Origin of the sequence: Rhodoluna limnophila (assembly GCF_005845365.1) — a bacterium.
Classification (GTDB): Bacteria; Actinomycetota; Actinomycetes; order Actinomycetales; family Microbacteriaceae; genus Rhodoluna; species Rhodoluna limnophila.
The window spans coordinates 268,734-282,633 of the sequence record NZ_CP040509.1; the positions used below are offsets into that span (position 1 = coordinate 268,734).

General features: G+C 54.6%; 9 protein-coding genes. 7 read left to right on the forward strand and 2 right to left on the reverse strand.

What is annotated here, in order from left to right; genetic code table 11:
* Nucleotides 1–9: 9 nt before the first annotated feature.
* Nucleotides 10–3,273 carry a hypothetical protein gene (locus FFA38_RS01340; RefSeq protein WP_138315268.1) on the forward strand — a complete coding sequence of 1,088 codons (3,264 nt, stop codon included), beginning with the start codon at nucleotides 10–12 and terminating at the stop codon, nucleotides 3,271–3,273.
* Here FFA38_RS01340 and FFA38_RS01345 read toward each other — a convergent pair.
* Nucleotides 3,270–4,652 (reverse strand): O-antigen ligase family protein, encoded by a 1,383-nt coding sequence (locus tag FFA38_RS01345; protein ID WP_138315270.1) that lies wholly within the window; start codon nucleotides 4,650–4,652, stop codon nucleotides 3,270–3,272. The genes FFA38_RS01340 and FFA38_RS01345 overlap by 4 nt on opposite strands.
* Before the next feature lie 84 nt (nucleotides 4,653–4,736).
* Between FFA38_RS01345 and manA the strand changes: the two genes are divergently transcribed.
* The 4 genes from manA (at nucleotide 4,737) to FFA38_RS01365 (ending at nucleotide 10,533) form a co-directional block, all read left to right on the forward strand.
* Entirely contained in the window at nucleotides 4,737–5,888 is a 1,152-nt protein-coding gene (manA, locus tag FFA38_RS01350; protein ID WP_172955983.1) for a mannose-6-phosphate isomerase, class I, read from the forward strand.
* Nucleotides 5,889–6,040: 152 nt separating this feature from the next.
* Nucleotides 6,041–6,346 carry a WhiB family transcriptional regulator gene (locus tag FFA38_RS01355; protein WP_138275031.1) on the forward strand — a complete coding sequence of 102 codons (306 nt, stop codon included), beginning with the start codon at nucleotides 6,041–6,043 and terminating at the stop codon, nucleotides 6,344–6,346.
* A 24-nt stretch (nucleotides 6,347–6,370) separates the two neighbouring features.
* Complete coding sequence (locus FFA38_RS01360) at nucleotides 6,371–9,208, forward strand: glycosyltransferase family 2 protein (protein ID WP_138315274.1); 2,838 nt, start codon at nucleotides 6,371–6,373, stop codon at nucleotides 9,206–9,208.
* Complete coding sequence (locus FFA38_RS01365; RefSeq protein ID WP_138315277.1) at nucleotides 9,208–10,533, forward strand: DUF5719 family protein; 1,326 nt, start codon at nucleotides 9,208–9,210, stop codon at nucleotides 10,531–10,533. Before FFA38_RS01360 ends, FFA38_RS01365 begins: the two co-directional genes overlap by 1 nt.
* Here the strand turns inward: FFA38_RS01365 and FFA38_RS01370 are convergent.
* Nucleotides 10,516–10,926, reverse strand: coding sequence for a metallopeptidase family protein (locus FFA38_RS01370; protein WP_138275034.1), 411 nt, complete (start codon nucleotides 10,924–10,926; stop codon nucleotides 10,516–10,518). The two genes, FFA38_RS01365 and FFA38_RS01370, sit on opposite strands and share 18 nt — an antisense overlap.
* Nucleotides 10,927–10,993: 67 nt before the next feature.
* On the opposite strand from FFA38_RS01370, the gene FFA38_RS01375 reads away from it, so the two are divergent.
* Together FFA38_RS01375 and ahcY are read left to right on the forward strand one after the other, a co-directional pair.
* Nucleotides 10,994–12,415: a phosphomannomutase/phosphoglucomutase gene (locus tag FFA38_RS01375; protein WP_138315279.1), complete on the forward strand. Its 1,422-nt coding sequence runs from the start codon at nucleotides 10,994–10,996 to the stop codon at nucleotides 12,413–12,415.
* A 1-nt stretch (nucleotide 12,416) separates the two neighbouring features.
* On the forward strand, nucleotides 12,417–13,889 hold the full coding sequence (gene ahcY / locus FFA38_RS01380) for an adenosylhomocysteinase (protein WP_138315281.1): 1,473 nt from the start codon (nucleotides 12,417–12,419) through the stop codon (nucleotides 13,887–13,889).
* Nucleotides 13,890–13,900: the final 11 nt, after the last annotated feature.

Sequence of the window (13,900 nt, forward strand, 5' to 3'; positions counted from 1 at the left end):
GCCACCTGGATGGCTGCGTTGGCTATTGCTGTAGCTGGTTTGGTCCCGGTTATCGGCGAGGCCCAGAGCGCCCAAGCGGCGCTTGATGCATCCCGCTTTAATCCTGGTTTGATTATCAGCGATGCCGCGTTCTATGACGAGGACAGTATGACTGCCGAGCAGATTCAAAACTTTCTTGAACTGCAGGTGCCAGCATGCCGCGCTGCTGCGGGTGAACCGGACTGTCTCAAGAATTACCGCACTAACTCTCCGGCCGTAACTGGCGAGACCGGTATTTGTGAATCCATGCCTGACTACGGTGCGATCAAAGCCTCTCAGCTCATTTACAACGTCGCTCAGGCCTGTGGCGTTAGCCCACGTGTGATTTTGGTAATGCTGCAAAAAGAGCAAGGTCTGGTTCAGAGTGACCGCCCCCTTTGGACGAGGGACCCTTCCATACCCGATAGGCGCTATCGTTTCGCGCTTGGAATGGACTGTCCCGACACACCATCCGGTTGTTCGGCGTCATCTGCCGGTTTCTTCTGGCAGCTGTACAAGGGCATCGGTCAGCTAAACCGGTACGTGACCTATCCAGCTCGCTACCCGATGTACCAGCCCGGCGTGAGAAAAATCCTGTACCAAGATACTGGCGTGGACCCTAGCTGTGGTAAGGCAACAGTCAACATCATCAACAAGGCAACCACCGCGCTGTACACCTACACTCCGTACACCCCGAATGCGGCTGCGTTGGCAAACCTATTTGGCAGCGGAGACAGCTGCAGCGCATACGGTAACCGCAACTTCTGGCGCTTCTTTAGTGTCTGGTTTGGTGACCCGGTTGCTGGATCCTTCATGGTTACCGCTGCTGACAGCCCAACCTACTTGATCGTAAATAATCAAAAAATTGAGATTCCAAGCACAGCAATCGCGACTTCGTATAAGCCTCTCGGCCCGGTCGGAAAAGTGTCGAAAGACTACCTAGATTCGATTCCAACCGGAGCCGGAAAGCTGCCGGTAGTGGTCAAGAATTCAGCAGCAACGCCAAACTACTACGTTGTCGACTACGGACAAAAAATCGATTACAGCTGCACGCAAATTGCGGCCCTTGGGTTGAGTTGCGACTCGGCTATTCAGTTGGACGCCAACCAGTTGAGTCTGCTGCCGACCGTGCAACCAGACCTAATCCAAGACTTCAAGGGCAACCAATTTGCTCTGGTTGGTAACTCGAAATACACAATTTCTGACCCAGTGACCAAGGCAGCGTTTGCTCCGATGCTAAAGCCGATCACTGTTTCGGGAACCTACCTGGAGAAGTTCACCACCGCAGGTGAGTACCAGCCGGTCGTTCGGGCGCCGGCATCACCTTGCTACTTTGTGCACGGAGGCAAGCGATATTCATTTACGAATGACGCCCAGATGGCTGAATTTGGAATTGACTGCAACAAAGGCATGTACGTTTCATCAACCGTTTCTGGCAAGCTGCCAATCGCGGGTGTTTTGAGTGAGTACGTAACAGCTGCCACCGGTGAAAAGTACTTGATTGAAGACGGTACCAAGAGGCAAATCTTTGACACCAAGTCGTCGCAAACAATTGGTTTGCCAGCTCTTTCTCCGGTAAGTGCGGCTGCATTTGCCTGGATGCCAATCGGAAAACCGGTTATTCGCGACAAGATCCTTTTTGCTAGCGCCACCACCGGCGAAAAGATTCTGCACCTTGACGGTGTTGCCTATACCGTTGCCGATGCCACCGCAACCGAGCTGTCCCTGTCGACAGTTTTTGAGGCTTCGAGTCTGAAATTGCCGACTGACGCACTTGCACCAATTTTGGCCGATGACCCGCTGAATCCGATTGTTAGCGATCCATCTGGCCAGCAGTACATTTTGACCTCAAGGGGAGCACGCCGAATTGAAGCCGGCAAGTCGCTGACCGAGAACGCCACAAAAGTTTCTGCCAACTTCATCGCTGCGTTTACCCCAAGCGCCGCGTCTCCGATGCCGACCACAGTTTTTGTGAAGTCGAGTTCTTCGGCCACGGTCTACTTGGTTGAGAGTGGTGTCAAACGTCAGTTGCTAAATACTGCAGACCGAACAAAATTTGCTACCCTGATGACCAAGACCACGATCGAGCCGCTGTCGAGTTCGGCCATTGCCCAAATTCCGACCGGCAACCCAGTCATTACTCCTGGAACTTTTGTCACTGACAGCTCAACCAGTAAGACCTACCTGATTGACACACTTTCTCGCGCAGTGCTGGTGCCAAACTCAAACCAGGCTGCCTTGCTTGGCCTGCCGGCTCCAAAGGCCTACTCGGCTGCCGCACTCAAGGGCTACACCAAGGGTGCAGCGCTCAAGAACAACAAGTTGAAATGCGGCACTCAGACTTACCTATCAATCAGCGGCAGCCTCTACCCAATCGGCGAGGCCGTGGCGGCCGAGTATCCGGGTGGTGCACTATCGCTGAGTGACATCACCTGTGGAAATTTGGTGAAGAGCACCAAGTCAGCCGGCGTATTTATCAAGTCGACTGGCGACAACAAGATTTACTTCATTGAGGACGGCAAGAAGCGCCTAATCAGCGGCCCGAATTACCTGGCCAAGAAGCAAAGCTTGGATCCTTATGTTTTCGTGGGGCCTTATTTTGCCTCACTGATTCCGACCGGTACCCCGGTGGCAGATTCTGAAACCCTAAGTGTTAGCAACGTCGATGGCGCTACTCCTGTGACTTCGCCAACGCCAACTCCATCGCCGTCACCGGCAACCCCAACCCCAACACCGAGCCCATCAGCTTCAGCTACCGGGAGTCTGGCAGTTGGTAGTTTTGTGCAGCACGAGGCGACCAAGGTTTTGTATCTAATCGATGCAAACCTGCGTGCGGTCAAGATTGCGAATGAAAGCCAAGCCGTTTTGTTGGGGCTTGAAAACCCTCGGGTTGTTTCGTCGGCTGACCTGAGTGGCTATAAGTTCGGCGCCATCATTCAGAGTCCAAAAATCAAGTGCGGGACCCAGGTCTACCTAACCGTCACTGGCACGCTTTACCCGATCTCTTTGGCTCATGCAGCTGAATATGCCGGGGGAGCGCTAACCGTAAGTGCCGAGGCGTGTGCCACCCTAACCAAGAGCGGAACAGCGGCAGGTGTGTTTATCCGAACCGCAGACGGGCAGCTCTATCAGGTTGAAAACGGAACCAAGCGCGCTATTACCGGAACCGAATACTGGTCGATCAAGCGTTCTTTGGGTAGCCCAGGTTTCATTTACGTAGGGCCATACTTCGCATCGATGATGCCGACTATTTAGTCTTTCTGCTTTAGCTTCAAGACCGGTTTTTTGGCCCAAAAAGCAATGCGGGTCCGCTTTGCTGAGCGGCCTTTTGGTTCGAGCAACTCGGGTGACTCATTCACCTTGATGGCAAATAGCATCAGGAGTACCCAACCAATTTCAATCAGCATTCGGCTTTCGGTCAGGCTCCACACGCCCAAGCCCACAAAGATCAAGATGGGCCACAGGTAGAGTGCGCTGGTGTGACGCACCGCAAGTCGCCACAGCTTCACAAAGGTAACCAGCAGCAAAATTGCAAACAAAATTGCACCGATGATTCCGAGCTGCATCCAAACATCCAGGTAGGCATTGTGCGCCTGGTAGTAAGGAACGTTCTTGATTACCACCAAGCCCTCGTAAGGTTCAACGCCTGGCACCCAGTGGCTTGTCCAGCCCCAGCCCAGCCACGGCCGTTGCTCAATTAGGCCAAGCACCAACTTCCAGATGCCGCTTCGCCCAGTCATATCTGGTGATTTACCGAAAAACTCAAAGACCTCGGCCCGGTAGAACAGCGTGAAAATTGCCACCGTACCGGCGCTCGCCCAGGCAATTCGGTAGTAGCGGTGACGGGTCTCGCGGTCTTTACCCTCTGCCGAAATTGACACGATAGCCGAAACCGCGATGGCTGCCATGGCAAAGCCAATTCCCGCTGATTTTGCGGCGTAAACACAGTAAAGCGCCATCAAAATGCTCGTGATGCTCACCCAACGCTTGGTGGCAATAATGGCGTATTCCACGGCAAAAATAACCACACCCAGCATGGCTGCAAACGCCAAAAGGTTTGAATTACCGACAATTCCCTGGATGCGGTCATCGGTGAATAGGTTGCCCTGGGTCCAGTAATAGGCCATCGCCGGAGGTTCATCGCCGCTGTAATTCTTAAAGATTGGAGCAATTGGACCCTGAACAATGGCCGCCGCGACAAACTCAAAAATCAGCGATGCACCCAGAATCACGCGGATCACGTTTGCAAAAAGCCGCAAGAGGTGCCGCCAGCTGAACAACCCGGCTAGGACGACTGCAAAGGCGGTGGTGGCGATTTGCGTGACTGCTGCCAGCACCGTAACAGCGGTGTACGCCGACCAAATTGCGCTCAGCAGCATGTAGCCGAGCAGAGCCCAGATAAACCATGGAATCTCGCGCAGGGTGTTGTTAGTGCGATCTTTGGCAAAAAGGTAGAGCGAGCCGCTGAGCATTACAGCCAGGACGATGCCCCAACCGATCCAGCCAACTGAATACCGAACAGCATCGCCGGCCATGAGAGTGAAAACACCAAGTGAGGCCAGCCAGGTCTTGGACCGGTAGCCCTTTTCGCGAGTGTTGAAGACCACGCGAATTGGTCTGGTTAGTTCGTTCACTAAACTCTCTCTATTGCTCAGCCTTCAGTCTAAATCCCCTCGACAAAGTTAGGCTTAGACGGCAAGTTAGTAGAAAGGCTTCGGGTGCTCTTCAAGATCTCCAATATCGCGCGTGACTATGCGTGGGGTTCTCGCACCCTGATTGCTGACTATTTTGGGCTTACCGCCTCGGGCGCACCGATGGCTGAAATTTGGTACGGAACCCATAATGGCTCGCCAACTTTGGTTGCCGACGAACCGGGCGTGACCCTCAAAGACAAATTGGGTGGCCGCGACCTAAGTTTCTTGCTCAAGATTTTGGCGGCCGATGCTCCGCTTTCGATTCAGGCGCACCCAAACTCAGATCAGGCAGAGCGCGGTTTTGCCCTAGAAAATGCTGCGGGCATTCCGATGCACTCACCTCAGCGCAACTACAAAGATGACCGGCACAAGCCTGAGATTATTTTTGCCCTGAGTGATTTCGAGGCGCTGTGCGGGTTCAAGCCGCTCAAGGACATCGGTTATCTGTTCGAAGATTTGGCTTCACACGGTGGTGTTAGTGAGGGCTTCAAAACCCTGGCTACCCACTGGGGGCAGCTGCTGCTAGAAGAAAATGGTCTGCAGAAGGTCTTCTCTGACATCAGTCACCGCCGCGGTAATCTCGACGGATTCACCGCTGAGTTGGCCCAGTTTGCCGAATGGGAGGCCCGTTTTGAACTGGCCGATCGACTGAATCGTCTGTACCCGGGCGACCCAGGTGTAGTTATTGCAATGCTGATGAACCACGTTTATCTCGAGCCGGGTCAGGCGCTGTTCTTGCCAGCAGGCAACATTCATGCCTACTTGGGTGGGCTCGCGGTTGAGCTCATGGCTTCTTCTGACAACGTGTTGCGAGGTGGGTTAACCCCAAAGCACATCGATGTTGACGAGCTTGAAACTGTTATTGACTTCACAGCCGGTTCGATTCCACTGGTTAAACCGATCGAGCTAACCAACGGACTGACCCACTATCCGTGTGCCGTAGACGACTTTATGTTCTATCGCGCTGAGGTCAGTGGCACTGTTGTTTTGGCCGATCTAAACCTGCCGGGTGACACGATTTTCTTGTGCACTGCCGGCGAGGTTGCTGTGAGCGACAGCATCGAGGAACACCTGGTTTTGAGGCGCGGCGAAGCGGCTTTTATGTCGGCTGACGCTCGACTATTTAGCTTGGCCGGAAGCGGCACAGTGTTTATTGCCACCGCAAATTCGAACTAAATCTTCGGTTAGCCCCTAGATATCCCCAATAATCTATCCACCGTTCATTTCCTCAACTTGACACGGAGTGAATTACAAGAGTGTAATTACATCCAAGGAATTATTTGCAAGATGCAAACGGGGGCGTTGGCATCTTATTAAGGAAATAAGTAATGGACAGTCGTAGTCGTGTACCAGAGAACTGGTTTGTCGACCCGATCCGGCTAGGTGTCGCGGGGGCGTACTCAGATCCAGAAAATGATCCACTATCTTGGCAGGCTGATGCGCTTTGTGCTCAGACCGACCCAGAAGCGTTCTTTCCTGAAAAGGGTGGCTCAACTCGAGATGCTAAGCGCATTTGCCAGGGCTGCGAAGTTAAAGCTCAGTGCCTTGACTACGCGTTGGCAAACGATGAGCGCTTTGGCATCTGGGGTGGCCTATCTGAGCGCGAGCGTCGCAAGCTAAAGAAGCGCGCTTAATTCTGCGGCTGTGAGCCTTAGCTCATGATGCAATCAGTAACCGCGGTAGTTATCGCACATGATGAGCCAGACTATTTTGCGGCAACGCTAGCGGCCCTAAAAAATCAATCACGACTCCCTGAACAGGTTGTCATTGTTGATACATCTAACGATGACCGCTGTGAGCAGTTGGCCAAGGATGCCGGATTCGAACAGATTCTCAAACTGTCTCCGAAATCCAATCTGGCAAAAATTACAGCAGTCGCCCGAGAGGTTTCCGGTGAATCTCGCTGGCTTTGGCTGCTGCATGACGATAGTGCTCCATTAGCCGACGCACTCAAAAACCTCCTCCTGGCCACTGAGGTTTCGCCATCGGTGGTTATCGCCGGCCCAAAGCAGGTTGAGTGGTCCGATAACCGGGTAGTGATGCAGCAGGGTTTGACGCTCACTCCATTCGGTGATCTTTTCTCGTTGGTACGAGGTGAACTTGACCAAGGGCAGCATGATGACACAGATGACGTCTTGGCGGTCGGTACCGCTGGCGCGCTCATCAGGGTCGATGCTTTTGACCAGTTGGGTGGCTTCGATCACCGTGCCCCCGCACTCGCAGCCGACTTCGACTTTTCAATCCGCGCTCGTTTGGCCGGTTTCAGAGTTATCGTCGTGCCGACCGCAAAAATTGCTCACGCTGGTTTGTCGCTTGCCGGTGCTCGGCCGCGCCGCTGGCTAAAAACCTCGCCTAAGGCAGCCCGAAGACGAGCAGCCATTCACTTACGCCTGGTTTACTCAGCTTTACCGGCTGCATTGCTGTTTTGGCTTTTCCTGCCACTGATTGGACTGCTGCGTGCCGTTTGGCGAATTATTGCCAAGCGACCTGACCGAATCTGGTCAGAGATTTCCGCCGCACTGTGGGGCTTCTTCAGCCTTCCGGTAAGGCTAGCCAGTCGCAGGCGCAAACCAAGGCAAATTCCTTTCAAAAAGCTTCGTTCACTGCGCGCGGATTGGGACTCGGTTCGAGCCAGTGCAAGATCTCAGCTTGATTCTGAGCAGTCGCGCGCAACCTTAGAGGCATTTGCCAAGGGAACGCTCGAAGGAACCGACCTCAAACCATCACCTGGTTTTGTGGCCTCGGGTGGCCTCTGGATCGGTGCCCTGCTGATAGCCGTCAGCTGGGCATTCTGGCCAACCAACGTTGCCCTTGTCGGTCCGGGTGCTATGCCACTCAATGGCTCGTGGCTAGAACTGTTTGCCAGGGCCGGAACCAGCTATCAAGAGATTGGTTTCGGTTTTTACGGCCCAAGTGATCCGTTCGCGTGGGTTCTGGTCTTGCTTGGCGCCCTTACTTTCTGGGCCCCATCGCTGTCTATTGCCATTGTGTTTTTGTTGGCCAAGGCAATTGCCTTTGCCGGAGCCTGGCGATTTATCGGGCTGGTTGCCGGGTCTGCTGTGGTTCGAACCCTTGCCGCCCTAGCGTTTGCGTTTTGGCCGGCTTTTACCGTTGCCCAACTTGAAGCTCGGGTGCCGGCAGTTCTAGCAATCACAGCATTGCCTTGGTTGGGGTTGGCTTTGGCCCGCGTGGCAGCAATTGGCAAAGTAACCAAGTCAACCCAGCAAACCTGGTCTTGGGTAGCAGTTGCCGGACTACTGTTTGTAGTCGTTGGCGCCAGCGCTCCTTCAACCATCCCGGTGCTGTTGATTTCTCTAGCCGTGCTCGCCGGCATCCGAATCCGCCGACTCGGATACTTGGTATGGGTTCCACTGCCGTTGGCTGCAGTATTTGGCCCAACCGTTTTGTGGCAGCTCCAAAATCTCAATCCGTTGGCATTGCTGGCCGATCCAGGTTTGCCCCAGGCAACTGCTGCAGTAGAGCCGTGGCAGTTCCTTCTCGGTGGGTTTAGCTACGGTGCCGATTTCCCAGTAATTGGTCAGGTTGGGCTATGGGTTGCCGCGCTGGTGGTAGCCCTAGCACTGGCCGCCACTCTCTCAGCTCGTTGGGCACTCAGTTCAACCATCTGGCTTTTTGCCTTGGTGGCTCTTTCGGGCGCTTGGTTGCTGTCGCAGGTTGAGTTTGTGGCCAGCGTCAGCGGAACCAGTCAGGCTGCTGAAGGGTTCGTAGCCGGATCACCGCTGGCTCTAATTGCGATTTTCGGCTTGTGCGTTGCCACGCTTGCCGGAGTGACTCTTGACCAACTGAATTCGGTTGTGGCGCGCCGCTGGTTGGCTGGCGGTCTCGTGTTGGCTTCATTGGTTCCGGCATTAGCGCTCTACACAGCCGCCGTGCCTCAGGTTTCCTACAACGATGGTCGCGTGGTCCCATCCATCGTTGCCGCTGAGGCCCAGCAGGGTGTGGCTCTGAAGCTATTGGTTTTGAACCCAACCGCTCACGAAGATGGAACGGTTAGCTACTCAGCTGAACTGGTTTCAGGGCAGGGCGTTTATTTTGAAAACCAGAGCATCAACTACCGTTTTTCTCTTGCAGAACAAAAGGGAGAGGCCGTGGATGAACTCACCGGTCTGGTTGGTGGCTTAGTAGCTGCCAACAACTCCGATCTTCAGGCTGATCTTTTCGACGCCGGCATCGGCTATATCTTGGTTCCGCCAGCAGACACTGCCGCCCGCGGAGATCTAGCCATCAGTCTCAACTCGGTGAAAGAACTTGAGGCTGTCGGCGAAACCGATTTTGGTGGATTGTGGCGAGTTGCCGAGCCAAACACCACCCTCAAGAATGAGCCGGTGACCGAATCTAACCTTTGGTCGATCACCAAGGGTGCTCAGGCCGCAGTATTGGCTGCCTTTGTTCTGCTTGCCTTGCCAACTTCAACCAACCGTCGCCGAGTTGCCGGCGAGAGCTCAATCTTTGTTGAGGCGGGTGACGAAAACTAATGCTCAAGAAATTACTTGCGCTTGCTGCAGTGGCCTCAATCGGCACGACCGGCGCTATTTACGCGCCAAGTTTTGATTACCAGGTTGGCTCCCTGCCGGCCAGCACCTCACTCGACGTAAAAGCACGCGACCTTAGCCTGGTTTGCCCGGGTGGCCTTTACCAATCCGGCGGTGCCTCGGGCACCAAACTGGGTTCTTTTGTTTCGGTCGGCACACCTGAGTTGGCCAGCCAGTTCAACGGCCCCGATGGCACCGAGCTGGTGGAATCTGATGGTGTTTATACCGTGGTTGATCCGGCAGGTGTTGCAACGCAGGGTTCGGCTTTGCTCAACGTGGGGCAGATTCAGCTGGGTAAAACTTCAAGCATCTCTGGGCTTGCCGGTACTGCTTGCCAGCGCCCATCGAGTGACATTTGGTTAAGCGGCGGAGACACCACCACCGGTCACGAGGCTCTGCTGATTCTTCGAAACCCAACTGCCGTTGACGCAACCGTTGATCTCGAGATTTTCACCGAGGGTGGCGCTATCGACGCCGCTGGTCTCAACGGAATTTCTGTGGTTGCGGGCAAGGTCACGGTATTGCCGCTGGCTAGTTTGGTGCCACGTTCATCGGGGTTTGTTACCCACGTGTCTGCCAAAGGCGGTGCAGTGGCCGCTTGGGTGCAGCAGCGCAACGTAAACGGACTCACCGCTGTTGGCGTCGACTACATTTCACCATCGGCACCGGCTGCCAAAGAATCCGTCGTGCCAGGAATTTTCATTCGCGGTGTCGCACTGGCCAAGAAGCTGGCCGATGCTGATGAAGCTTATGCCGACCTGGTAACTACGGTTCGTTTTTTCAATCCTGGTACTTCAGCGGCAACCGTCACCGCTCAAATCATGGGGTCAAATTCAAAGACCTTTGGAACTGTGATTCAGCAGGATGTAAAGCCTGGCGCTATGGTTGATGTGCCGCTCACCGAGCTGGCTGACGGCGACTATGTGGCTTTGGTAAATTCCAACACCGATGTTCTGGTCTCGGTCCGATTGCCGCGTGTAGTGACCGGTTCTGCTCCAGACTTCACTTGGCTGGCTTCGGCAGACCTTTCGCTTACTGAGCGCAAAATCACAGTGCCGGCATCCGGGTTGACCAAACTTTGCACCTACAACCTGGTGACCAAAGATATTCGCGTCACACGGGTTACCCCAAACGCCACGCTGACCATTCCGGCTTCTACCGAACAAGTTGCGGCGGTGCTGATTGTTGATATCAATGGCGCGGTGGCCAACCTGCCGGTGCTAGACCAAAAGAACCTAAGCGGAAAAGTCTCAGTCTCGGTCCATTAGTTCCCAAGGCTCTTTGCCCAGCAGCTTGGCAACTGCCGAGAACACACATTCTTCGATGTGCATCCGTTCGTGCAAGGCATCCGACCTGCGAACGTGCCCTAGGCGCTCAATTGGCAGACGGTAAATGATTATTGTCATGTCTTCGTGCCGCACTGACCACCGAGTTACCGAAACAGCATCCGGTCCCAACTTGGGCGCATCGCGCACCTGCCATTTGAGGTTGTTAAGTTCATCGGGGTAGACCGACTGCAAGAATTCGCAGGCCCCATTCACAATCTGGGCAAAGCTGGTGTTTCTGGAGCCAGTTCTAAACAGCGGGCTCAGCAGCAGTTGGCGTGAACCGCGCCCGTGGCGGTCTCGATAACTGCCTCTAGAGCGTGACCCATCAACCATGAGGCCAGTCTATTTGAGGGCCCGCCTTGGTATTCTTGTAGTTCTGCCACTAAAGATTTGGAGTTTCATGTCTATCGACTGGAATGCACTCGTTAAGACCTACGACGTGCGCGGTTTGGTTGGCTCTCAACTGACCACCAAAGTAGTGGCTGCGCTGGCTGCCGGCTTTGTAGATGAGCTAGATGCTGCCGGTCAAGATGTCATCGTTGGGCATGACATGCGTGACTCGTCACCTGAATTTGCCGATGCCTTTGCCGAGGGCGCTCAAGCGCGCGGTGCCAATGTTGTTTCGATCGGGCTGTGCTCAACCGATGAGTCTTACTTTGCCTCAGGAATCCTGAATGCGCCGGCAGCGATGTTTACCGCCAGCCACAACCCTGCGACCTACAACGGAATCAAGTTTTCACGAGCCGGAGCCAGGGGCATCAGCCTGGATACCGGTTTGGCCAACATCCGCGATCGAGCCAAGGCTTACATTGAGAACGGCATCGACGAGGTTAATGAGCCGGGCACCTATCGCGACCTTCACGTTTTGGTTCCGTATGCCAGCTACCTCCGTGAACTGGTAAACCTAAGCTCGATCCGCCCGCTAAAAGTTGTGGTTGACGCCGGCAACGGTATGGGTGGCATGACAGTTCCTGCCGTACTCGGCACCGCCTCCGATCTAGAGCACTTGCCGCTTGAAATTATCCCGATGTACTTCGAGCTCGACGGTTCGTTCCCGAACCATGAGGCCAATCCGTTGGACCCTAAGAACCTAGTTGACCTGCAGAAAGCAGTCGTTGAGCACGGAGCCGACATCGGTTTGGCTTTCGATGGCGATGCAGACCGCTGTTTTGTGGTTGACGAACTTGGCCAGCCGGTAACCCCTTCAGCAGTGGCGGCAATTGTTGCTCGCCGCGAGATTGCCCGCGAGCGTGCTACCAATCCAGGTGCTCCGGTCACCGTTCTTCACAACCTTTTGACCTCAAAGGTGGTCGAAGAGGTTATCGAAGCCGACGGCGCCAAGCCGGTCAAGACCAAGGTCGGCCACTCACTAATCAAAGACCAAATGGCGGCTACCAACGCAATTTTCGGCGGCGAACACTCGGCCCACTATTACTTCCGTGATTTCTGGGGTGCCGATAACGGAATGTTGGCAGCTATGCACGTGTTGGCAGAGTTTGGATCTCACGATCTTCCACTTTCACAATTTGCCAAACAGTACAACCCTTACTACCTAAGCGGCGAAATCAATTCGACCGTTTCTGATGTCCCAGCCGCCAAGGCTCGTGTTCAGGCAGCTTTTGCTGACCGTGCCGACTTTGATGAGTTTGACGGCATCACAGCGCAAGGCAAGCCTGCTGAAGCTGGTTCCTGGTGGTGGTTCAACGTTCGTTCATCGAACACCGAGCCGTTACTACGCCTAAATGTCGAAGCCAAAAATGAGGCCGACATGATCCAGATTCGCGATGAAGTCCTAGGGCTCATCCAGCAGAAAGCAGAATAATTTGTCATCGAACACCGCTTTTGAGTTCAGAGTTGCTGACCTTTCACTGGCCGAGTCCGGCCGCCACCAGTTGCGTCTGGCTGAAAACGAGATGCCGGGCCTGATGGCCATTCGTGCCGAGTTTGCTCCGAGCCAGCCGCTAAAGGGTGCTCGAATCACCGGTTCGTTGCACATGACTGTGCAGACCGCCGTGCTGATCGAGACTCTTGTGGCTCTTGGCGCACAGGTTCGCTGGGCGTCTTGCAACATCTTCTCTACCCAGGATGAAGCCGCAGCTGCTGTAGTTGTTGGCCTAAACGGAACCCCTGAAGAGCCAAAGGGCACCCCGGTTTTTGCTTGGAAGGGTGAGAGCCTCGAAGAGTACTGGTGGTGCACCGACCGCATCTTCGACTGGTCTTCAGAGGCAGAAGCAGAGGGTGCTGACTACACCGGCCCAAACATGATTCTTGACGACGGCGGAGACGCCACCCTGTTGGTCCACAAGGGCCGCGAGTTTGAACTTGCCGGCGCCGTTCCGGCCAAGACCGACGCTGACTCTGAGGAGTACGGAGTAATTCTTGAGCTGCTAAAGAAGTCTTTGGTCTTGGACCCAACCCGCTTCACCCGCATCGCAGCTGAAATCAAGGGTGTCACCGAAGAGACCACCACCGGTGTGCACCGCCTGTACGACTTCTTCAAGAGCGGCAAATTGCTATTCCCGGCAATCAACGTGAACGACTCGGTTACCAAGTCCAAGTTCGACAACAAGTACGGCATCCGCCACTCACTGCCAGATGGTTTGAACCGCGCGACTGACACCCTTATCGGTGGAAAGACCGTTTGGGTTGCCGGCTACGGTGACGTTGGTAAGGGTTCAGCCGATGCAATGCGCGGCCAGGGCGCCCGAGTAATCGTCAGCGAAGTTGACCCGATCTGTGCCCTGCAGGCCGTTATGGATGGCTACCAAGTTGCCGCTTTGGAATCGGTCATCGAGACCATCGACATCTTTGTAACCGCCACCGGAAACACCGCAATTATCAAGCCAGAGCACCTGATGCAGATGAAGCACCAGGCCATCATCGCCAACGTTGGTCACTTCGATGACGAGGTCGACATGGCCGGCATCAACCAGATTCCAGGCGTCGAAAAGATTGAGATCAAGCCACAGGTTCACGAATGGCGTTTGCCAAACGGCCGTTCGGTCTTGATTCTGAGCGAGGGTCGTTTGATGAACCTTGGCAACGCCACCGGCCACCCAAGCTTCGTGATGAGCACCTCGTTTGCCAACCAGGTTTTGGCGCAAATTGAGCTGTTCACCCGCACCGAAGAGTACCCACTTGGCGTCCACATCTTGCCAAAGGCTCTCGACGAAAAGGTGGCGCGTTTGCACCTTGACGCTCTTGGTGTTGAATTAACTCAGTTGACTGCTCAGCAAGCGGCCTACATCGGTGTACCAATCGAGGGCCCTTATAAAGTAGACCACTACCGCTACTAAAGTTTCAGAAA

Excerpts from the sequence above, each read along its gene's own strand:
- FFA38_RS01365 (WP_138315277.1), top strand. The coding sequence starts at position 9,208 with ATGCTCAAGAAATTACTTGCGCTTGCTGCAGTGGCCTCAATCGGCACG.
- FFA38_RS01375 (WP_138315279.1), top strand. The coding sequence starts at position 10,994 with ATGTCTATCGACTGGAATGCACTCGTTAAGACCTACGACGTGCGCGGT.
- FFA38_RS01355 (WP_138275031.1), top strand. The coding sequence starts at position 6,041 with ATGGACAGTCGTAGTCGTGTACCAGAGAACTGGTTTGTCGACCCGATC.
- FFA38_RS01370 (WP_138275034.1), bottom strand. The coding sequence starts at position 10,926 with ATGGTTGATGGGTCACGCTCTAGAGGCAGTTATCGAGACCGCCACGGG.
- FFA38_RS01360 (WP_138315274.1), top strand. The coding sequence starts at position 6,371 with ATGATGCAATCAGTAACCGCGGTAGTTATCGCACATGATGAGCCAGAC.
- FFA38_RS01340 (WP_138315268.1), top strand. The coding sequence starts at position 10 with ATGGCTGCGTTGGCTATTGCTGTAGCTGGTTTGGTCCCGGTTATCGGC.